General features: G+C 71.5%; 21 protein-coding genes. 7 read left to right on the top strand and 14 right to left on the bottom strand.

Annotated features, from left to right (window positions below; all coding sequences use genetic code 11):
- Positions 1 to 41 precede the first annotated feature (41 nt).
- Positions 42 to 1,247, bottom strand: coding sequence for a CapA family protein (locus ABZY45_RS23730; protein ID WP_356742728.1), 1,206 nt, complete (start codon positions 1,245 to 1,247; stop codon positions 42 to 44).
- A 256-nt stretch (positions 1,248 to 1,503) separates the two neighbouring features.
- Between ABZY45_RS23730 and ABZY45_RS23735 the strand changes: the two genes are divergently transcribed.
- Positions 1,504 to 2,073 (top strand): sigma-70 family RNA polymerase sigma factor, encoded by a 570-nt coding sequence (locus ABZY45_RS23735; RefSeq protein ID WP_356742730.1) that lies wholly within the window; start codon positions 1,504 to 1,506, stop codon positions 2,071 to 2,073.
- Here ABZY45_RS23735 and ABZY45_RS23740 read toward each other — a convergent pair.
- Positions 2,007 to 2,204: a zf-HC2 domain-containing protein gene (locus tag ABZY45_RS23740; protein ID WP_356742732.1), complete on the bottom strand. Its 198-nt coding sequence runs from the start codon at positions 2,202 to 2,204 to the stop codon at positions 2,007 to 2,009. The genes ABZY45_RS23735 and ABZY45_RS23740 overlap by 67 nt on opposite strands.
- Before the next feature lie 112 nt (positions 2,205 to 2,316).
- On the opposite strand from ABZY45_RS23740, the gene ABZY45_RS23745 reads away from it, so the two are divergent.
- Positions 2,317 to 2,826 carry a hypothetical protein gene (locus ABZY45_RS23745; protein ID WP_356742734.1) on the top strand — a complete coding sequence of 170 codons (510 nt, stop codon included), beginning with the start codon at positions 2,317 to 2,319 and terminating at the stop codon, positions 2,824 to 2,826.
- Positions 2,827 to 2,932: 106 nt separating this feature from the next.
- Here ABZY45_RS23745 and ABZY45_RS23750 read toward each other — a convergent pair whose 3' ends face one another.
- The 4 genes from ABZY45_RS23750 to ABZY45_RS23765 form a co-directional block, all read right to left on the bottom strand.
- Positions 2,933 to 4,159 (bottom strand): histidine kinase, encoded by a 1,227-nt coding sequence (locus tag ABZY45_RS23750; protein WP_356742736.1) that lies wholly within the window; start codon positions 4,157 to 4,159, stop codon positions 2,933 to 2,935.
- The gene (locus tag ABZY45_RS23755; RefSeq protein WP_356742737.1) at positions 4,156 to 5,646 is read right to left on the bottom strand and encodes a cation acetate symporter; all 1,491 of its coding nucleotides are present in this window, start codon (positions 5,644 to 5,646) and stop codon (positions 4,156 to 4,158) included. Before ABZY45_RS23755 ends, ABZY45_RS23750 begins: the two co-directional genes overlap by 4 nt.
- Positions 5,643 to 6,005 (bottom strand): hypothetical protein, encoded by a 363-nt coding sequence (locus ABZY45_RS23760; protein ID WP_356742739.1) that lies wholly within the window; start codon positions 6,003 to 6,005, stop codon positions 5,643 to 5,645. Before ABZY45_RS23760 ends, ABZY45_RS23755 begins: the two co-directional genes overlap by 4 nt.
- A 61-nt stretch (positions 6,006 to 6,066) precedes the next feature.
- Positions 6,067 to 6,819, bottom strand: a complete 753-nt coding sequence (locus ABZY45_RS23765) for a LytTR family DNA-binding domain-containing protein (protein WP_356742741.1) — start codon at positions 6,817 to 6,819, stop codon at positions 6,067 to 6,069.
- Here ABZY45_RS23765 and ABZY45_RS23770 point away from each other — a divergent pair.
- Positions 6,818 to 6,943 (top strand): hypothetical protein, encoded by a 126-nt coding sequence (locus tag ABZY45_RS23770; protein WP_356742743.1) that lies wholly within the window; start codon positions 6,818 to 6,820, stop codon positions 6,941 to 6,943. The genes ABZY45_RS23765 and ABZY45_RS23770 overlap by 2 nt on opposite strands.
- A gap of 13 nt (positions 6,944 to 6,956) precedes the next feature.
- Entirely contained in the window at positions 6,957 to 7,169 is a 213-nt protein-coding gene (locus tag ABZY45_RS23775; RefSeq protein WP_356742970.1) for a hypothetical protein, read from the top strand.
- A 9-nt stretch (positions 7,170 to 7,178) separates the two neighbouring features.
- Here the strand turns inward: ABZY45_RS23775 and ABZY45_RS23780 are convergent, their stop codons facing one another.
- The 5 genes from ABZY45_RS23780 to ABZY45_RS23800 all read right to left on the bottom strand — a co-directional run bounded on the left by ABZY45_RS23780 (position 7,179) and on the right by ABZY45_RS23800 (position 13,581).
- Complete coding sequence (locus ABZY45_RS23780; RefSeq protein WP_356742745.1) at positions 7,179 to 8,039, bottom strand: DNA-formamidopyrimidine glycosylase family protein; 861 nt, start codon at positions 8,037 to 8,039, stop codon at positions 7,179 to 7,181.
- A gap of 27 nt (positions 8,040 to 8,066) precedes the next feature.
- A complete protein-coding gene (locus tag ABZY45_RS23785) occupies positions 8,067 to 8,960 on the bottom strand; it encodes an amidohydrolase family protein (protein WP_356742746.1) in 894 nt (297 codons plus the stop codon).
- A gap of 1 nt (position 8,961) precedes the next feature.
- Complete coding sequence (locus tag ABZY45_RS23790) at positions 8,962 to 9,930, bottom strand: aldo/keto reductase (protein ID WP_356742748.1); 969 nt, start codon at positions 9,928 to 9,930, stop codon at positions 8,962 to 8,964.
- A 104-nt stretch (positions 9,931 to 10,034) separates the two neighbouring features.
- Positions 10,035 to 11,393 (bottom strand): wax ester/triacylglycerol synthase family O-acyltransferase, encoded by a 1,359-nt coding sequence (locus ABZY45_RS23795; protein ID WP_356742750.1) that lies wholly within the window; start codon positions 11,391 to 11,393, stop codon positions 10,035 to 10,037.
- A 121-nt stretch (positions 11,394 to 11,514) separates the two neighbouring features.
- Positions 11,515 to 13,581: a SpoIIE family protein phosphatase gene (locus ABZY45_RS23800; protein WP_356742752.1), complete on the bottom strand. Its 2,067-nt coding sequence runs from the start codon at positions 13,579 to 13,581 to the stop codon at positions 11,515 to 11,517.
- Between the two features lie 148 nt (positions 13,582 to 13,729).
- Between ABZY45_RS23800 and ABZY45_RS23805 the strand changes: the two genes are divergently transcribed.
- Genes ABZY45_RS23805 through ABZY45_RS23815 form a run of 3 tightly spaced genes read left to right on the top strand, consistent with a single transcriptional unit; the run spans position 13,730 to position 16,576 of the window.
- The gene (locus ABZY45_RS23805) at positions 13,730 to 14,569 is read left to right on the top strand and encodes a YndJ family protein (RefSeq protein WP_356742753.1); all 840 of its coding nucleotides are present in this window, start codon (positions 13,730 to 13,732) and stop codon (positions 14,567 to 14,569) included.
- Positions 14,566 to 15,075 carry a DUF1990 domain-containing protein gene (locus ABZY45_RS23810; protein WP_356742754.1) on the top strand — a complete coding sequence of 170 codons (510 nt, stop codon included), beginning with the start codon at positions 14,566 to 14,568 and terminating at the stop codon, positions 15,073 to 15,075. The genes ABZY45_RS23805 and ABZY45_RS23810 overlap by 4 nt, the downstream gene beginning before the upstream one ends.
- Before the next feature lie 28 nt (positions 15,076 to 15,103).
- Entirely contained in the window at positions 15,104 to 16,576 is a 1,473-nt protein-coding gene (locus tag ABZY45_RS23815) for a lipase maturation factor family protein (protein WP_356742756.1), read from the top strand.
- Between the two features lie 145 nt (positions 16,577 to 16,721).
- On the opposite strand, the gene ABZY45_RS23820 is transcribed toward ABZY45_RS23815, so the two are convergent.
- From ABZY45_RS23820 to ABZY45_RS23830, 3 genes are all read right to left on the bottom strand, one after another.
- On the bottom strand, positions 16,722 to 17,861 hold the full coding sequence (locus tag ABZY45_RS23820) for a cellulase family glycosylhydrolase (protein ID WP_356742758.1): 1,140 nt from the start codon (positions 17,859 to 17,861) through the stop codon (positions 16,722 to 16,724).
- Between the two features lie 286 nt (positions 17,862 to 18,147).
- Positions 18,148 to 18,321: a hypothetical protein gene (locus tag ABZY45_RS23825; protein ID WP_356742760.1), complete on the bottom strand. Its 174-nt coding sequence runs from the start codon at positions 18,319 to 18,321 to the stop codon at positions 18,148 to 18,150.
- Between the two features lie 387 nt (positions 18,322 to 18,708).
- Positions 18,709 to 20,199 carry an SDR family NAD(P)-dependent oxidoreductase gene (locus ABZY45_RS23830; RefSeq protein WP_356742762.1) on the bottom strand — a complete coding sequence of 497 codons (1,491 nt, stop codon included), beginning with the start codon at positions 20,197 to 20,199 and terminating at the stop codon, positions 18,709 to 18,711.
- Between the last annotated feature and the right edge of the window lie 52 nt (positions 20,200 to 20,251).

Genomic DNA, 20,251 nt, shown 5'->3' on the forward strand with positions numbered 1-20,251 from the left:
CCCGTCACCCTGGTCCTGTAGGCCAGGGCGCGCCGCTTCCGTCACCTGCCGGACACCAGTCCGTCCTGGGCGGCGCCGCGGCTGAGCACGACCCCGCTGACGCGGTCCCGGATCTCGCTCAGCCGGGCGTCGCCGCCGGAGGCCGTGGAGCCGAGGCCGACGATGCGCCCCGCTTCCGCGTCGAACCACTGCGGGAGGAACTCGGCCTTCTTCACCGTCCAGCGCTGCCCGGGTTTCGCGGGCGGCGCGAAGGTGAAGCGGCCCATCGAACTCTCGCCCGCGCGTGGGTCGTGGACCCCGTCGTGGTTGACCATGGATCCGGCGATCTGGTTGCCCATGCCGTAGACGATCCAGGTGCCGCCGACCTTCTCGTATGCCTGGGGGACGTGGGCGTGCGTTCCGATGATCAAATCGATGTCGGGGCGTTCGCCCGTGCCGGACGCGGTGAGCTCCCGGCCGAGCCCGAGCTGCACGTCGTCGGGGGCGTCCTGCCATTCGGTGCCCCAGTGCAAGGAGACGACGACCACGTCGGCACCTGCCTTGCGCGCGGCCCTCGCGTCCGCGACGATCCGGTCCTTGTCGATCAGATTGACCGCCCAGGGCTGCCCGGCGGGCAGCGGCAGGTCGTTCGTGCCGTAGGTGTACGCGAGGTGGGCGACCTTGGCCGCGTCCTTGCCCTCGCCCGCCCTGAGCAGGGTCGGCCGAGCCGCCTCCTCGGCGGAGCGGGCGGACCCGGCGTGCGCGACGCCTGCCCGGTCCAGTGCGTCGAGCGTCCGTCCGATGCCCTGTGCGCCGTCGTCCAGGGTGTGGTTGGAGGCCGTGGAGCAGGAGTCGAAGCCGGTGGCGCGCAGGGCTGTAGCGACCTCGGGAGGCGACTTGAAGGCCGGGTAGCCCGTGTACGGGCCGCCCCGCTGCCCGTACACCGTCTCCATGTGGCAGATGGCCAGATCCGCGCCGGAGACCGCCGGTGCCGCGCCCTTGAGCATCGGGCGGAAGTCGTAACCCCTGCCGCCCGCGTCCGCCGCAGCGCGGTCGATGATCGTCGAGTGCGGCAGGATGTCGCCCGACGCCAGCAGGGTGAAGGTGCGCCCGTCGTGGGCCGCCGCTCCCGCCCCGTTCGCTCCCCGCTCGGCGGAGAGATGCCTCCCGGCGAACCCGGGTGTGGACTGCTGCCCGGTGCAGGCGGTTGCGGTGGCGAGCAGACCGGCGACGGCGATCGCCGCGCCCTGTCGGATGCGCTTCGTCATCGGCACGACTCCCAGTTCGGATGATTCCGGCCACCCGAATACACATATATTCATACTGGTGAGTCAAGGACAAAGGCCATCAAGTACCTGAAACGGCCGTATCGGTGTCGGCTGACCGTTCACCGCACCACTCGCCGCTCCGTGCGACCGCTCGGCGCACATCTCGGTGCACCGCCTGTTCCCCCGAGCCCAGATGCGTTCGTATACGCCAGGCGGAGCGAGGCGTCAGGGGCCCCTTCGGGAAAGGACGTTCACGATGACCACCACGACGACCGATGAGCGGGCCCTCGCGGAGCTCCAGCGGGAACACGGACCCGCGCTGTTCCACTTCCTGCTGGGGCTGACGTTCGGCGACCGGCAGCGCGCGGAGGATCTTCTGCAAGAGACGCTGGTGCGCGCCTGGCTGCACCCGGAGGCGTTCGACGCGCCGTACGAGTCGATGCGGCCCTGGCTCTTCACCGTCGCCCGGCGACTCGCCATCGACGCCCGCAGGTCCCGCCAGGCGCGTCCGGCGGAGGTCAGCGACATGGTCCTGGAGAGCTCCCCGGCGCAGGAGGACACGGCGGACTCGGCGGTCCACGCCCTCGACGTGCGCGAGGCCGTCAGGACGCTCAGCCCCGAGCACCGGGCGGTGCTCGTGCAGATCTACTTCCGCGGGCTCAGCGTCGGCGAGACCGCGCAGGTGCTCGGCATACCCCCGGGTACCGTCAAGTCCCGTTCCTACTACGCGCTGCGGCTGCTCTCGCGCAGCCTCCCCGGCTATTCCAGCAGGTCTTCCACGCTGAGCAGCGCCAGCAGGGAGACCGCGTCCGCGACCTCCACGTAGGCCGCGGCGCAGGGCTCGCATCGCTGGAGGTGCCCGGCGACGAGAACGCTCTCGTCGGCGGCCAGGGCGTCCAGGACGTAGGCGCCCAGCAGCTGCCGTACATGCACGTCACCCCCGCGCTCGACACTCATCGCACCTCGAATCTCCCGACGGATCCTGCTCTTCTGGCCACGCGGGCCGCGCGCCCCCGGTTCAATGCTGCGTGGAGCCGGGTGCCGAGTCGAACGAAAGAGGCGAGACGGGATGCGTCCCGAACATCATGAAGGAACCGGCGGGGGCGGCCTGCTGGTCCCGATGGCCTGGATGTACTCCGAGTACATCGCCGACGAGATGCTGGCGACCGGTGACCTGATGGAGCCGACGACCCTGGAGTACCGCGCGGGGCGTGACGCGCTCGCGTTGACGATCTTCCTGTCCGACGGGGCCGTGGCCGAGGAACTGCCGGCCGCCCGGATGGACGAGTTGCGGCTGCTCACGGCATACGGGGCCGCGTGGAGACGGTGGGTCTGCGCGCGGCTGGCCGCGCTGGAGCGGCCGACCGTCCCGCCGGGGCAGCACGATCCCGACCTCGCACTGGCGCGGGCGGCCTGGCGGTGGCTGGAGGAGACCGAGCTGCTGGCCGCGGATCTCGACGCGATCGGCCCGCAGCCGTGGGAGCCGGTGGGCGACGAGGAGGAGGGCGAGGCGCAGGTGTGGACACCCGCTTGGCAGCTGGGGCTGCCGCTGGGGCATCTGGCGGTCCACCTGTACTGATCCGGCGGGCAGCGCAGGGCCTACCGCGCCGAGCCGGGAGGGCCGGCAGGCAAGCGGGCAAGCCCCCAAGGGCCTGCCCTTCCGGACGGCGCGAACCGGCCGCGGGTCATGAACCGTGCACGCCCGCGCGGTACTTGGGCAGCCTCAGGGTGATCTTCATGCCCGCTCCCACGCCCGTCTCGATGACCAGCCCGTACTCGTCGCCGTACACCTGGCGCAGCCGCTCGTCCACGTTGAGCAGGCCGATGCCGGATGAGGCGCCGCCCTCACCGCGCAGGACCTGCCGAAGGCGCTCGGGCTCCATCCCCGTCCCGTCGTCCTCGATGACCACCTCGGCCTCGGCGCCGGCGTCGAGGGCGCTGATCGTGATGCGGATCGGGGCGTCCCCCGGGCGTTCACCGCCGAGCGGCCTGGGCAGCGTGACGGCACCCTCCAGACCGTGCTTGACGGCGTTCTCGACCAGGGGCTGGAGACAGAGGAACGGCAGGGCCACGGGCAGCACCTCCGGGGCCACCTGGAGTCTCACGGAGAGCCGCTCCCCGAAACGGGCCCGCACCAGCGCCAGGTACTGGTCGATGGAGTGCAGCTCGTCGGCGAGGGTGGTGAACTCGCCGTGCCGGCGGAACGAGTAGCGGATGAAGTCGGCGAACTCCAGCAGCAGTTCCCGTGCGCGCTCGGGGTCCGTCCGGACGAACGACGCGATGGCGGCCAGGGAGTTGAAGATGAAGTGCGGGGAGATCTGCGCCCGCAGGGCCTTGATCTCGGCCTCGATCAGCTGCGTCCGGGAGCGGTCGAGCTCGGCGAGTTCGAGCTGTACGCAGACCCAGCGGGCCACCTCCCCCGCCGCCCTCGCCAGCACCGCCGACTCGCGGGGCGCGTAGGCGACGAGCGTCCCGAGCACCCGGTGGTCGACCGTCAGCGGTACGGCCACGGCCCAGCGCAGCGGACAGTCGAGGTCGCCGCAGTCGCTGTGGAAGGCGGTGTCCCTTCCGCTGCCCAGGAGCCCCTGGACATGGTGCATCACGTCCTTGCCGTGGTGCTCTCCCTCACCGTCCCAGACCAGCACCCGGTCGCGGTCGGTGAGGCACAGGGCGTCGGTGCCGAGCAGCGAGCGCAGGCCGCGTGCCGCTCTGCGCGCGCTCTCCTCGGTGAGTCCGGCGCGCAGCGGGGGCGCGGCGAGCGAGGCCGTGTGCAGGGTCTCGAACGTGGCGTGCTCGACGGGTGTGCCGACATCGCTGGTGCGCACGGGACGGGCGGTGCGCCCCAGGAGGAAGCCCGTGCCGAACAGCAGCAGGGCGAGTACGGCGATGGCGGCGACACCGGCCCCGGTCATCGTCCTCGCCCCGAGGTCAGCGCTTCCGGGAGATGGAAGCGGGTCATGGCCGCGTTGGTGCCCTGCGGGATCCGTCCCGGTGTGGCCAGGGAGACGAGGATCATCGCGAGGAAGCCGACAGGCACGGACCAGACGGCGGGCCAGGCCAGCAAGGCGTGCGGCCAGCCCGGCGGGCGCACCGCGCCGCTGACGGTGATGGCGACGGAGAGCAGCGCGGAGCCGCCCCCGAGCAGCAGCCCGGCGATCGCGCCCGGGGGTGTGAGCCGCCGCCACCAGATGCCGAGGACGAGCAGGGGGCAGAAGGACGACGCGGACACGGCGAAGGCCATCCCCACCGCGTCGGCGACGGGCACCCGGCTGACCACCAGCGAGCCGGCCAGCGGCACCGCGATGGCAAGGAGCGTGGCCAGCCGGAAATGGCGTACGCCTCGCGAGGGCAGGACGTCCTGGGTGATCACCCCGGCCACGGCCATGGTGAGCCCGGACGCCGTCGAGAGGAACGCCGCGAACGCGCCGCCCGCCAGCAGCGCGCCCAGCAGGTCGCCGCCGAGGCCGCCGATCACCCGGGCCGGCAGCAGCAGTACGGCGGCGTCGGCATCGCCGCCGTGGATGAGCTCGGGTGCGTACAGCCGGCCGAGGGCCCCGTACACAGGGGGCAGGAGGTAGAACAGGCCGATCAGGGCGAGAACGGCCACCGTGGTCCGGCGGGCGTCGCGGCCGTTGGGGCTGGTGTAGAAGCGGACCACGACGTGCGGCAGGCCCATCGTCCCGAGGAAGGTCGCCACGATGAGTCCGTACGTCGCGTAGAGCGGATGGTCGGCGCGGAACACGGAGACCTGCTCGTCGAAGCTGACGCGCGGGCTGCCGTCACCCTGCCAGGCCAGCACCAGGAAGATCGCCGGCACCAGCAGCGCGGTGAGTTTCAGCCAGTACTGGAACACCTGCACGAAGGTGATCGAGCGCATGCCGCCCGCCGCGACGGCCACCACCACGACGGAGGCGACGAGCACGTCACCGAGCCAGGCCGGCGCACCGGTGAGGATCTTGAGCGTGAGGCCGGCCCCCTGGAGCTGCGGCACGAGGTACACCCAGCCGGCCCCGACGACGAACACGCTGACCAGACGGCGCACCTGACGTGATTCGAGGCGCCCTTCGGCGAAGTCCGGAAGGGTGTAGGCACCCGAGCGGCGCAGCGGGGCCGCCACGAAGACCAGCAGCACCAGATAGCCGGCGGTGTAGCCGACCGGATACCAGAGCATGTCGGGGCCGTGCACCAGGACGAGCCCCGCGATGCCGAGGAAGGAGGCCGCGGAGAGGTACTCGCCGCTGATCGCCGCGGCGTTGAGCCGCGGCCGTACGGTCCGGGAGGCGACGTAGAAGTCGGAGGTGGTACGGGATATCCGCAGGCCGAACCCTCCGACGAGCACGGTGGCGAGGACGACGAGGGCGACCGCCGCCACCGCTGCCGGGTGGCCGGAGAGGCTCACGGTGCGGGACGGCCTTCCACGAGCCGGGCGAAGTCACGTTCGTTCCGCTCCGCACGGCGCACGTACCACCATGCGGCGAGCGTGAGCGGTGGGTAGGTGGCGAAGCCGAGCACGGACCAGACGACGGCGTCGCTGTGCAGGGCCTCGAAGACGAGAGGCAGGGTTCCGGCGACGAGCGCGAGCACGGCGAAGGTCGTGAGCCCGGCACGGAGCTGGCTGCGCATCAGGGAGCGCACGTAGGCGCCGCCGAGCGCGGTCTGCTCGTCGATCTCCGACTGGGCGCGGTAGCGGGGCAGCGGACGTACGCGCCGGGGCTCGCCCATGACCACTTCGCGCCGGGGCGTGCTCTCTGCGGACATGGGGCCGGAGTTTAGGCGGCTCGGGGGCGGCTGGGAAGGGGTGGCCGACGGTAGGGCCAGGTCAGCGGCCGGTCTGCCTCATCAGGAGATCGCGCAGGGCCCGCGTGTGGCGACGGCTGACGGCCAGCTCGGCCTCTCCGATGCGGACGCTCATGCTGCCGGCGTCGAGCCGGAGTTCGTCGATCCGGGTGAGCGCGACGAGATGGCGGCGGTGGATGCGTACGAACCCCCGGGAGCGCCAGCGCTCCTCCAGGGTGGTCAGCGGGATCCGGACGAGGTGGCTGCCGCTCGCCGTGTGCAGCCGGGCGTAGTCGCCCTGGGCCTCGGCGTAGGCGATGTCCTCGACGGGCACGAAGCGGATCACGCCGCCCAGCTCGACCGCGATCTGGTCGGCGGCGGCGTCGGTCACGGAGGCGGAGCGTTCGCCGACCTGCTCCGCGACGCGGCGTACGGCTTCCGCCAGGCGCTCGCGGCGGACCGGCTTGAGGACGTAGTCGACGGCCTTCAGGTCGAAGGCGTGGACGGCGAAGCCCTCGTGGGCGGTGACGAAGACGATGAGCGGGGGTGCGGCGAAGCCGGCCAGGAGCTGGGCGACGTCGAGTCCGGTCAGGCCCGCCATGTGGATGTCCAGGAACACGACGTCGATCGCGGAGGGGTCGTCGGGCCCGGCGTCGACCGCGCTCCCGATGCGGCGCAGCGCCTCGGTGGCTCCCGTGGCACCCTCGGCGCTCCCGATGCGGGGATCGGCGCGCAGCAGGTAGAGGAGCTCCTCCAGGGCGGGTTCTTCGTCGTCGACGGCGAGTACGCGCAGCATGAGGCCGGAGTTTAACCTCGCCCTCCCGGTCGGGCCGATGGGTGCCGCTCGCAGAACACCCGGCTTCGTCCTGGTCCGCGAGTCCGCGCTCGCCGCCCCGGGTGAGTACCTCACGGCTCCGTGACGTATCTGAGGACATGCCCGCCACCGAACCGCACCGCGACGCCGGAGCCTACGCGCTCGGAGTGCTCTGCGTCGCCGACGCCTGCCGTTTCGAGGAGCATCTCGTGGAGTGCTCCGCGTGCGTGGTCCAGGTGGGCGAGTTCGGCGTGGTGGTGCGTCATCTGGCGGCGTACGCGCGCCAGCTGCGGCCCGGGCCGCCTCCGCCGTCCGTGCGACGGCGGAGGTGACCTGCGCCGCTACTTCAGCAGCCGGGAGAGCCGGCGGTCGGCGAGCGGCTTGCCGCCCGTCTGGCAGGTGGGGCAGTACTGGAGCGAGGAATCGCTGAACGACACCTCCAGGACGGTGTCCCCGCACACGGGACAGGGCTGCCCGGTGCGGCCGTGGACGCGCATGCTGGTCTTCTTCTCGGCCTTGAGCCGGCCGGCGGCGACGCCCCGGGAACGTTCGACCGCGTCCTTGAGCGTGGTGCGCATCGCGTTGTACAGACGGGTGATGTCGTCGTCGCCGAGGCTGGTGGTCAGCTTGAACGGGGACATCTTCGCGACGTGCAGGATCTCGTCGCTGTAGGCGTTGCCGATGCCCGCGATCAGCGACTGGTCGCGCAGCGCTCCCTTGACCTGCCGGCGTACCTCGCCGAGCAGTGTCGCGAACGCGTCCCGGTCGAAGGAATCGGCGAGCGGATCGGGCCCGAGGCGGGCCACCCCGGGCACGTCCGCGGGGTCGTGCACCAGGTGCACGGCGAGGCGTTTGGTGGTGCCCATCTCGGTCAGGTCGAAGCCGTCGCCGCCGGTGAGGACCGTACGCAGGGCGAGCGGTCCTTTGCCCGGCCGTGGCGGGGTCGCGGGAAAGCTGTCCTTCCACTGCAACCAGCCCGCCCTCGCGAGGTGGATGAGGAGGTGGAGTTCCCCGGCCGTGATGTCGAGGAACTTCCCGTGCCGGCCCACGGCGGAGACGGTGGTTCCCGCCAGATCCGTGAGCGGCGGGTCGTACGTCTTCAGGACGCTGATGGCGAGCGGGAGGACCCGGGCGATCTCCTTGCCGACCAGGTGGTCGTCGAGGAAGTCCCGCAGGGCTTCGACTTCCGGCAGTTCGGGCATGACTCCAGCCTGCCGCACCGGCTCGGCTCATGCCTGCGGGGCGCACCCCGGCCGGAGGGAGGGAGGCCTCAGTCCGTAGACCCGTCGCGCCGTGCCGGCGAAGACGGACCGCTGTTCGTCCTCCCCGAGCCGGCCGGTCAGCTCGCGTGCGACGTCGAGGACCTCTGCGTACCCGGCCGCGAGCCGGCACACCGGCCAGTCGGAGCCGAACATCAGCCGGCCAGGGCCGAAGGCCTCGATCACGGTGTCCGCGTACGGGCGCAGGTCCTCGACCGTCCAGGAGCGCGGGTCGGCCTCCGTGACCAGTCCGGAGAGCTTGCACACGGTGTTGGGCAGCGCGGAAAGCGCCCGCAGCCCGTCGGCCCAGGGCCGGGTGGTCCCGAGGGCGACCGGCGGCTTTCCCGCGTGATCGAGTACGAAGGTGAGCCCCGGCAGCAGTTCGGCGGCACGAGTGGCCGCGGGCAGCTGGTGCGGCCGGACGATCAGGTCGTAGACGAGGCCGGCGGCGGCGACGGCCCGGAGCCCGCGCAGCACGTCCGGACGCAGGAGCCACTCCGGATCGGTTTCGCCCTGGACCTGATGACGGATGCCGACGAGCCGGTCGCCGCCGGGCAGGGAACGGAGCGCGGCGAGGGTGTCCGCGACGTCCGGTGCCGTGAGGTCGGTCCAGCCGACGACTCCGGCGACGAGGTCGCTGCCGTGGGCCAGTGCGAGGAATTCGGGCGTCTCCTCGGCGACGGTGACGGTCTGGACCAGGACGGTGGCGCCGACCCCCGCCGCGCGGGCCTCGGGTGCGAGGTCGTCAAGGGTGAAGGTGCGGCGGATGGGGGCGAGTTCCTCGCCGCTGATCCACTCCTGGTCGCGTACGTCGAGGTCCCACACATGGTGGTGGGCATCGATGACGAGCGGCTGCGGATGCATGTCACAGGAGCCCTTCGGTCCGCAGATCGTCCCAGAGCGCCTCGGGTACGGGGGCGCGCAGCCGGGCCGCGGCGTCCCGCATCTCGTCCGGGGAGCGGGTTCCGACGAGGACCCCGGCGACCGCGGGGTGGCGCAGCGGGTAGTGCAGAGCGGCGGCACGCAGCGGGACGCCGTGCGCTTCGGCGACGGTACGCATGCGCAGGGCGCGGTCGAGGAGGGACGCGGGAGCCGCCGCGTAGTCGTAGGTCGCGCCGGGGCGGGGGTCCGCGAGCAGCCCGGAGTTGAAGACTCCCCCGACCACCACGCTGCGGCCCCGGGCAGCGGCCTCCGGCAGCAGTGTGTCCAGGGCGCTGTGGTCCAGGAGGGTGTAGCGGCCGGCGCAGAGGACGGCGTCGACATCGGTCTCGCGCAGGAAGCGGGTGAGCATGGCGGTCTGGTTCATGCCCGCGCCGATGGCTCCGACCATGCCTTCCGCGCGCAGTTGCTCCAGCGCGGGGTAGCCCTCGCGGAATGCGGCTTCGCCGTGCTCGTCGGGATCGTGGAGGTAGACGACGTCGACGCGGTCGAGGCCGAGGCGTACGAGGCTCTCCTCGATGCTGCGCCGGATGCCGTCGGCGCTGAAGTCCCAGCGTCGGCGGTGGGTGTGCGGCACGGCGAATCCGTCGGAGAGTCCGTGCAGGCCCGCGCTCTCGTCGGCGGTCAGCGGGTCGAGCAGGCGTCCGGCCTTCGTGGACACCGCGTACGAGTCCCTGGGGCGATGGCGCAGCGCCTCGCCGAGGCGGCGCTCGGAGAGGCCCAGGCCGTAGTGGGGTGCGGTGTCGAAGTAGCGGACGCCCTCGTCCCACGCCGCGTCGACAGCGGCGGCGGCCTGTGCGGGATCGACCTCGCTGAAGAGATTGCCGATGGCCGCGGCCCCGAAGGAGAGCTCACTTATCTCGACCGCGCTGTGTCCGAGCCTGCTGCGCCTCATGCCCTGCCGCCCCCGCCGATGGTCCCTGACGACCCGTTGTGGTCCGTACAGGGACTATTCATCGGATCAATCGGATGCGTCAACACTCACCGCGGGATTGCCTGTCATGCGGGGGCAGGCACGGTGGGTACGAGAGCGTGCAGGTCGCGGAGTTCTTCGCACATCGCGGAGGCCAGCCGGTCGAGATCGGGCAGCGCCTTGCCGTCGGCGACCAGTCCGACCTGTACCCGCCCGCCGTAGGTGGAGAGGGCCACGGCCAGGGACTGCCCACGGGCCAGCGGCGCCATGGGGTAGACGGCGCGCAGGGGGCAGCCGGCGAGCGAGAGCGCCGAGCGGGGCAGGGGCACGCTGGTGACCAGGATGTCGAAGAGCATCCGCGCCGCGTTCCCGGCCAGCGGCGCCCCGAACCGGTGCGCGAGCGCGGGCAGCTGGTCCGCGAGCACGGCGACGGCTCCGGCGCCGCGCATCGGGCCGGCCGCCTTGTTACGGTCCATGCCCGTACGCACCAGGCGCAGTCGTTCCCGGGCGTCGGGTTCGCCGACGGGCAGCCCGAGGAGGTAGGCGGAGAGCTTGTTGCCGGTGGCCGCACCGCCGGGCCTGCGCCGCGAGACGGGCACCAGGGCGCGCGGGTCGGAGCCGGGAAGCCGCTCGCCGCGTTCGAGCATCCAGCGGCGCAGCGCACCGGCGACCACCCCGAGCAGGACGTCGTTGGACGTGCCGCCCTCCGCCCGCCGGACGCGCTGCACCGTCTCGGCGTCGAGTTCGGCGGTGGCCAGCCGGCGCGTCCCGCTGGAGCGGGCGGTCAGGGGGGTGGAGGCGCGCAGGTCGAGGCGGCTCGCGCGTACGACGGAAGCGCCGACCCCCAACGCCCGGCCGACGTCGCCGAGCCGGTCGAGTGCCATGCCCGCCGCTTCGTACGGCCCGGGGAGCCAGGAGCGCGGCGGCACGGGCGTGCGCCGGCGCACCGCGCCCCGGCCGGCACCGGCGGAGGCGATCTGGTCGAAGATGCCGGCGCCGATGGCGACGGCCCGCATCCCGTCCGCGAGAGCGTGGTGCAGCTTCACGAGTACGGCGAACGGGCCGCCCGCCGTGCTGTCGAGGAGGTACATCTGCCAGGGCGGCAGGCCACGCCCGAGAGGCCGCTCCATGAGTTCACCGGCGAGCCTGCTCGCCTCCGCCATGAAGTCACCCTCGGCGAGCACCACCCTCCTGACGTGCCGGTGCACGTCGAAGTCCTTGTCGGTGAACCACGCCGCGCCGCCCACGGGCAGCAGGACGTCGCGCACCCGCATGCGCAGCCGGGGAATGGCGGCGGCTCGGGCGCCCAGCAGATCGAGCAGGTCCCGCGAGGTCACGCCGGCCACCGGTTCGAAGACGGCGAGCGCGCCCAGGTGCATCGGATGGGCCTCGGATTCGAGGTGCCAGAAAGCCAGATCAAGAGGTGCCAGAAGCTCGGTACTCAACGGGGCCTCGCGTCATCGACAGCGGAACGGCGGGGATCGCAGTCAATCCCGCGACGTCAGTTACGGTCAAGCATGGACATGTTACGTACTGTTACAGTCTCGCGGCGTTCCGGAAGTGTCGCTACCGGTGGTCCGGGATGAGGAACTCGCACCACACGCACTTGCCGTTCCCCCGGGACTCCACACCCCATACGTCGGCCAGCCGGTCGACGAGCATGAGGCCCCGGCCCGAAACCCCTGACTCCCCCGCCTCCCTGCGGCGCGGCAGCGCGCTGGAGCGGTCCTCGACGTCGACCCGCAGGCGGCGCTCCGGGCCGGTGAGCACGCGGATCGTGACGATGGCTCCGCCGTCGGTGTGCATCAGCGCGTTGGTGATCAGTTCGCCGGCCGCGAGCTCCACCTCGTCCGCCCGCTCCTTGGCTCCCCAGGCGCGTACGGCCGCCCGGATCATGTGCCGGGCGGAGGTCAGCGCCTCCGGATCGTTCTGCGCGACGTGCTGCTGGAGCCGGCCGCCCGGGTGGGGGGCATGGGCGGCGTTGCGGCGCAGGAGCAGCAACGCCATGTCGTCCTCCCCGCCGCGCTCGTCGACGACTTCGCACAGCCGGTCGGCGAGCTTCTGGAGGTCCTCGGGCCCCTCCCGCACGGTCGCGGCCAGCAGCCGCATACCGTCGTCGAGGTCGGTGCCCGGCAGCTCCACCATTCCGTCGGTGTAGAGGATCAGCGTCTGGCCCGGATCCAGGTCGACGGTGCTGACCGGGTATTCGAGCTGCCCGAACTCCGCCGAGAGACCCAGGGGCAGGCCGCCGTCGACGGGCAGTTTGCGGCAGCTGCCGTCGACGTCACGCAGGGCCGGATCGACATGGCCCGCCCGGACCAGCTGGACCACTCCGGTGGTCAGGTCGGCCTCGGCGTAGGTGCAGGTCGCGAAGCGGTCCGTGTCGAGTTCGTGCAGGAAGACGGAGGCCCGCGCCATGACCGTGGCCGGGCTGTGCCCCTCGGCCGCGTAGGCGCGCAGCACGATCCTGAGCTGCCCCATGACGGCCGCAGCGTGCGTGTCGTGGCCCTGCACGTCACCGATGACGGCCCCGACCCTCCCGCCCGGGAGCGCGATGATGTCGTACCAGTCACCACCGATGTCACGTCCGAGCCGGGCCGAGCGGTAGCGCACGGCCACCCGCGCCCCGGGCACCTCGGGAATCCGGCGGGGCAGCATCGCCTGCTGGAGCCCCTCGGCGAGATCGTGTTCCTGCTCGTAGAGCATGGCCCTCTGGAGACTCTGCGCGATCGAGCTCCCGAGGGCGACGAGCAGGTTGCGTTCGTCGCTGGTGAAACCCGCCTTGTTGCCGTACAGGAGCCCGAGCGCACCGATCGGGCGGGCCTGGGCGATGAGGGGCATGTAGGCGGCGGCGGTGATGCCGAGGTGGCTGATGTGCGGCCACAGGATCGGGTACGAACGCGCGAAGTCCTCGGAGCTCTCGATGAAGCGGGGGGCGAGGGTGCGGATGACCTCGCTCATCGGATAGGGCTCGTCGATCCGGGTGTACCGGGTGCCCTGCACGAACGCCCCTTCGGGCCCGTCGGCCACCAGATGGATGCGTCCCGATTCCAGCAGGCCCATGACGAGGCTGGTGGCGCCGAGGTGGGCCAGACCGCGTGAACTCTTCAGTACGTCGGTGACGTCCTTCACCGTCCGCGCGTGGGCGAGCGCGGCCGTGGTGCCCTCGACCAGGCTGGTGCGGCGCCGCCGCTCCTCGTCGACGGTCCGCCGGGCGGTGGATTCGGCCAGCTCCTGGGTGGCGTCGCGGACGATCCCGATGATGCGGCGGGGCCGGCCGTTGTCGTCGCGTCGGATGAACCCCTGGGTGTGGGTCCAGCACAGGCTGCCGTCCCGCTGCCTCCTGCGGAAGTACGCGCCGTAGTTGGCGTGCCCGCTCTCGAGCGCCCGTTTGACCATGGTGTCGAGCCGGAGGGCCTCGTCGGCGGGCACGCGCGGGGCGAGGGCTCCGGGGCTGCCGTCGTACTCGTCGCGACGCAGGTCGAACACTTCGAGCGCGGGCTCGTCCATGTACATGAGGCCGCTGTCCAGATCCCAGTCGAAGCTGCCCATTCGGTTCAGGGCGAGGCTGAGGTCCGGGTGGGCGGGCCAATCGTCCGGGAGTGACAGGGCACCCGCTACCCGATCATCCATGTGCGCCACTCTGCCATTATTTGTCCGATTCCTCGACTGAAAAGCAAGCCTTGAACGCGTTCAAGAATGACTCTATGCTCAGCGCCAGAAGAGTTGAACATGTTCAATTCGAGTCGCTGCCGCGCGTCTCGGAACGGGGGTGGGGACGATGGCCGTACTGGTCGGACTGATCGTGATGCTGGGCATGCTGGTGATCGTCCCGCTGGGTCTCGGGCTCTTCGGCGATCCCGCCCTCGACCGGATACGCCGCCTCTGGCCCCTGTTCGCGGTGCCCGGGGCCCTGTCCCTGTGGCTCCCGCGGGGAGGCGCCGCGACGGCCGCGGCCCTCTGCTACGCCCTGGGGGCGCTTCTCCTCGCCGCCCACGCGCCCCGGCGCCTGGCGCGCACGCGCAGTGTGCGCCCTGCGGAGGCCGCCCTGCTCACGGCTCTGGTCACCCCCTCGGTCGCCGCCCTCGCGCTGGTGGCGGAGCGCTCGGGCCAGGAGCTCTTCGGATTCGGGCTCGGCATCCTGGCGCTGACCGTGCCGCACTTCCACTTCGCCGGATTCGCCGCCGCGCTCGTCGCCGGACTCGTCTGCAAGGCCGATGACAGCCCGGCAGGCCGGTTCGCCGCCCTCAGCGTTCCGCTCGGCACCCTTCTCGTCCTCGTCGGCTACTTCGTCGGGGACTGGGCCGAGCTCGCCGGAGCGGTCGTCCTCACCGCGGGCATGTGGACGGTCGCCCTCCTGACCTGGCGGTCCGTCCATGTCCCCGGTCACGACCGCGCCACCCGGGTCCTGCTCGCCTCGTCGGCCGCCGTACTCGTCGCCACCATGGTGCTCGCCCTCAGCTGGGCGCTCGGCGAGGCGACCGGACTGCCCCACCCCAGCCTGACCTGGATGGCTGCCACACACGGGGTCGGCAACGCCCTGGGCTTCGCGCTCTGCGCGCTGCTCGCCAGGCTCCGGCTCCAGAAGCTCACCACCTCTCCAGAAGGACGGACCGCATGAGCCACCTGACGTACCCCGAGGTCGGCGCCACCCGGCTGGGGCCGCTCCCGGACGGCTACAACCATCTGCGCCACCGTGCGGCGATCGGCAGCGGCCGGGCAGGTTTCGAGGCCGCCGGCGCCGCCGTCACCGAGTGGCGCATGCACCGCGCCACGGGAGCGGGGGTGAAGGCCTCCGCCGCGCGGGCAGCCGTGGGAGGCACCGTCGACATCTCGGCCGGCGTCGGGCGGCTGCGTCTCACCGCCCGGTGCGAGATCGTATGGACCGCGTACGAGAAGGACCGCATCGGTTTCGCCTACGGCACGAGGGCGCGGCATCCGGAGTGCGGCGAGGAGAGTTTCGTGGTGGAACTGGCGGACGACGGGACGGTGTGGTTCAGCGTCACTGCGTTCTCCCGGCCCGCCTCCTGGTACACCCGGCTGGCCGGACCTCTCGTCCCCATGGCCCAGCGGTGGTACGCCCGGCGGCTCGCGGCCGTACTGCGACGGGTCGTGTCGGCCGCCTGACAGGGCGATACGCCGGATACTGGGAGAGATGGAGTGGTTCACCGCAGACGGCTACTGGCTGAGCAGACTGATCTTCCAACGGGCGCTCGCCGTCGTCTACCTGGCCGCGTTCGTCTCGGCGGCGCTCCAGTTCCGGGCACTCATCGGCTCCCGGGGGATGCTCCCCGTCCCCGAACTGCTGCGGTACACACCGTGGCGGGCGGCGCCCGGGCTGTTCCGGCTGCACTACTCGGACCGCTTCTTCGCGCTGGTCGCCTGGACGGGCGCCGCCGTGTCACTCGCCCTCCTCGCAGGCCTGGACGCCCACCTTCCGCTGGGTGCGGCGATGGCGCTGTGGGCGGTGCCCTGGGTGCTGTACCTGTCGATCGTCCAGGTCGGCCAGGTCTGGTACGGCTTCGGCTGGGAATCGCTCCTGCTGGAGACGGGGTTCCTCGCCGTCTTCCTCGGCAACTCCGGCACGGCGGCGCCGGTCCTGGTGCTGTGGCTGGTGCGCTGGCTGCTCTTCCGGGTGGAGTTCGGCGCCGGACTGATCAAGATCCGGGGGGACGAGTGCTGGCGCAGACTGACCTGCCTGGAGTTCCACCACGAGACCCAGCCGATGCCCGGACCGCTGAGCTGGTTCTTCCACCGGCTGCCGAAGCCCGTCCACCGGGCGGAGGTCGCCGCCAACCACTTCACCCAGCTCGTGGTGCCGTTCCTGCTGTTCACCCCGCAGCCCGTGGCGAGCGTGGCGGCCGGGCTGATGGTGGTCACCCAGCTGTGGCTCGTGCTGTCGGGGAACTTCGCATGGCTGAACTGGCTGACCATCGTCCTCGCCCTCTCCGTCGTCGACTGGTCGCTGATCGCCGGCCGGCCCCCCACGCAGTCGGCACCTCCGCTCTGGTACGAGGTGGTGGTCATCGCGGTCACCGCGCTCGTGCTGGTGCTCAGCTACCGCCCCGCGCGCAACCTCCTCTCGCGCCGCCAGGTGATGAACCGGTCCTTCGACCCGCTGCACCTGGTCAACACGTACGGCGCCTTCGGGAGCATCAGCAGGATGCGGCTGGAGGTGGTCGTCGAGGGCACCGACGAGCCTGTGATCCACGAGGGGACCCGCTGGCTCGAGTACGGCTTCCGGGGCAAGCCGGGCGATCCGCGGAGGCTGCCACGCCAGTTCGCGCCCTACCACCTGCGGCTCGACTGGCTGATGTGGTTCGCGGCGCTCTCCCCCGCCTACGCCCGCTCCTGGTTCGGGCCCTTCGTCGAGCGGCTGCTGCGGGGCGACCGGGACACCCTGCGGCTACTGCGCCACAACCCGTTCCCCGACGGCCCGCCCGCCCATGTCCGGGCCAGGGTCTTCCATTACCGGTTCACGGACTGGCGGGAGCTCCGGGCCACGGGGCGCTGGTGGGAGCGGACGTACGTACGCGACTTCATGCGGCCGGTGGCCCGCCCGGTGCCACTACGGCCGGACGGGCGCCCGTCGGCGAAGGGCGGCGGTGGCCCGTCCGGCGCAGGGTGAGGGGCGTGGCTGAGCACGCGGGAGCCGTCCGTCGGCGGCACGATGACCGTGGACCGGGGACGCCGTCCCGTCCGGCGGCGGGACGGCGTCGCCCCTCAGCCCGTCAGCCGGCCTGCTCGGCTGCCGGCACGGCGCCGCTCGTCACTCAGTAGGCCGGGCCGCCCGGCACGACGCAGGAACGGGCGTTCTCCCAGCCCCAGCCGTCACCGTCCGGGTCGGTCGAGCCTCCCTGGGTGCAGTAGGGATAGCCGTTGGGCGCAGTGCCGGACGACCCGCCTCCGTACACGGTCGCCTCCCGGGCCGTCGCCGCGATGCCGTTACTGCCTTCGAACAGCCGGCGGCCCCAGCCGGTCAGGGCGCCCGGGTCGAATCCGGTGACCATGTCGAGATACTCGACACCGCTGCCGTTCCCGCTCCAGGACCAGCCGAGGTACCCCAGCCGCAGCGACTGCGCGGTGGCCATGATCGCGTCCTCGTCCGGGTTCCCGTCACTGTGGTTGTCCCCGAACTCGCCCACGACGATGGGCAGACGGGCGTTCACGAAGGCGCCGAGGTAGTCGCGGACCTCGGCGGCGGTGTCGTACACCCCGTACATGTGGATCGAGAAGACGGTGTTGCGGTGGGGGTCGGCGGCGAACACCGAGGCGGCGTTGTTCCTCATCGTCCCGGACCAGTCCTGGCCCCAGTTGGGCGCGTCCACCATGAGAGCATGGCCGAATCCGGCGTCACGCATCCGCACGATGGCGGCCTTGGTGTCGGCGGTCCACCGCTCGTAACCCGTGTTGCCGTACGGCTCGTTGCCGAGGTTGATGACGACGTGGTTCTCCTGGCCGTCCAGCGCGCTCCGAATGCCGGTCCAGTAGGTGACGGCCCTCGAAAGGGTCGTGGCGGCCCCGTCCTCGCCGTATCCCGTGGTGTCGTGCACCTCCAGGACGCAGATCAGCCTGTTCTGCTTGCACCGGCCGACGATGTCGGCGACCTCGGACGCACTGGTCCTCGTCCAGCGGTCACCGCTGCTGAGTACCACCCGGACGGTGTTCGCCCCCTTCGCCTTGATGTCCCCGAGGGCACCGGTTCGGCTCGGGTACCAGGCGTGGGCGTGGTTGACACCCCGCATCACGAAGTCACTGCCGTTGCCCTCCACGAGGCGGCCGTTGCTGACGTGCAGGCCGGTCGCCGCATGAGCGGGCCCCACCATGGCCGTCAGGGACAGCAGGAGTCCCGCCATGGCGGCCAGGGCCACGGCGACGACTCCACTCCTCTTCCTGGTCCAGCGCTTTCGCATCGCTCTCCTTCGAGACGGTGACAACGCCACTTCACGGAAGACAACGTTGTCAGGACACATGTGATGACGGCGCCCTCGCCTACGCCGGGTACACATCTCTGTGCCTGACCACCCCGGCGGGGCCGCGCGCCATCGCCACACATGAGGCCCGATTGTCGACGCCATGTCAATACTTCGCGCACATCGGGCCGGCTCACGATCACGGACCGCGGGGCCGGGCCGCGGGCGCCGAGCAGGGCTCCGGCCCCTGTCCGTGGACAGGGGCCGGAGCCGAGGGACGCGGCCGTCAGTCGATGCCCGGCAGGATGTGCGGCTCGGCGAGGTCGTCCTCGTAGCCGGCCAGCCTGATGGGGGCCGACCTGGCCCAGACCTCGATGTTCCGGAGCTTTTCGGGCCGGCGGGCCCGCTCTCCGGTCGCTTCGGCCGGGCGCGTCTCGGTCTTCGTCAATTCAGGTGTCACCGCGGACTCCTTTGTGTCGCGTGTCCCCGGGCGATGGCGACGCTGCGGCTGTGAGAACCGTGGGGCCGCCCGCTGCGGGGCAGGGGCAGAAACAGTTCGGTCGCGGTGGCGCCGGATACGGGGCGGGACGGCGGACTGCTTACAGACCTGTCCCGGGACGGCCGAGGAAGTTTCGTGGATCCCTTGGTGGCGTCCGTTCTCCTCAGCCTAACCAAATGAGCGCCGTCGCGCTCGACAGAACGTGTGGCCTGGGTCACTTTCAGCCAACAAAACGGCGGCGGCCCTGTGATTACGGGCCGCCGCCGTGCCTCCTGTTGACGCAGGTGGCAGGTGGTGCGGAAGAAACGGGTGCTGCGGGGGTGCTGGAACGGCGTCAGGGGTTCGAGGTCACCAGCCAGCGGGCGCGTAGTCCTTCAGGAAGCAGCCGTACAGTTCCTCGCCCGCCTCGCCACGCACGATCGGGTCGTAGACCCGCGCCGCGCCGTCGACGAGGTCGAGCGGGGCGTGAAAACCTTCCTCCGCGAGGCGCATCTTGTCGGGGTGCGGACGCTCGTCGGTGATCCAGCCGGTGTCCACGGCCGTCATCATGATGCGGTCCTTCTCGAACATCTCCTGCGCGCTGGTGCGGGTCAGCATGTTCAGCGCCGCCTTGGCCATGTTGGTGTGCGGGTGTCCCGCGCCCTTGTAGCCGCGGCCGAACACGCCTTCCATCGCGGAGACGTTCACCACGTAGGCGCGCTTCGGCTCCGTCCGCGCCATCGCCGGGCGGAGCCGGCTGATCAGGATGAAGGGCGCGGTGGAGTTGCAGAGCTGGACCTCGAGGAGCTCGATGGGCTCGACCTCCTCCACGGTCTGGATCCAGCTGTTCGTGTCGTGGAGGTCGGGCACCAGTCCGCCCGCGTCGATCGCGGTGCCGGCCGCGATGCGGGCCGGCGAGGCGGAGCCGGTGACCAGGGCGAGATCCGTCACGTCCTGTGCGCTCAGCCCCTCCCGCTCCTTGCGGGCGGCGGGCAGCGCGGCCACGCGGTCGACCGTGCCGCTGCCGAACGTACCGATCACCTGGGCCGCGGGGAGCTCACCGGCGGGCAGCGGGGCGGACTCGGCGCTGAGCAGTTCGCTGTACGCCTGCGGGGAACGGCGGACCGTCTGCGCGGCATTGTTGATGAGGATGTCCAGCGGCCCCTCGGCGGCCACCGAGTCCGCGAGCGCGACGACCTGGGCGGGGTCACGCAGGTCGATACCGACGATCTTCAGGCGGTGGATCCATTCGTCACTGTCCGGCATGGCCTTGAACCGGCGGATCGCGTCGTTGGGGAAGCGGGTGGTGATGGTGGTGTGCGCGCCGTCACGCAGCAGTCGCAGCGCGATGTACATGCCGATCTTGGCTCGGCCACCGGTGAGCAGGGCGCGGCGCCCGGTGAGATCGGTGCGCGCGTCGCGCCGCTCGCGGTTCTCCTTGGCGCACTCACGGCAGAGCTGGTGGTAGAAGGCGTCCACCTCGACATACCGGGTCTTGCAGACGTAGCAGGACCTGGGGCGCCGCAGGACGCCCGCGATCTCGGCGGTGGCGGAGGAGGACGGGAGGACGCCCTGTGTCTCGTCGTCGATCCGCTCGGCCGATCCGGTCGCCGTCGCTTCGGTGACGGCCTTGTCGTGCGCGGTCTTGGCGGCGCGGCGCTCCTGGCGGCGGCGCTGTTTCACCGTGCGGTAGATGCCCGCGGTCGCCCGGCGTACGGCGATGGCGTCGGGGTGGTCGACCTCGATGGTGTCGAGCTCGTCGAGCACGCTGAGGCAGACGGCCAGCCGCTCCGGGTCGATACCGGGACCGAACTCGTCGATACCGGGAGCGAACTCCGGGCTGTCCTCTGTCACCGTCATTGCCGTTCCTCTGTCACTCGTCACTCATGCCGCTCTCGGCTTCGGTGGGGAG

This window comes from Streptomyces sp. NPDC006516, assembly GCF_040611875.1.
Taxonomy (GTDB): domain Bacteria; phylum Actinomycetota; class Actinomycetes; order Streptomycetales; family Streptomycetaceae; genus Streptomyces.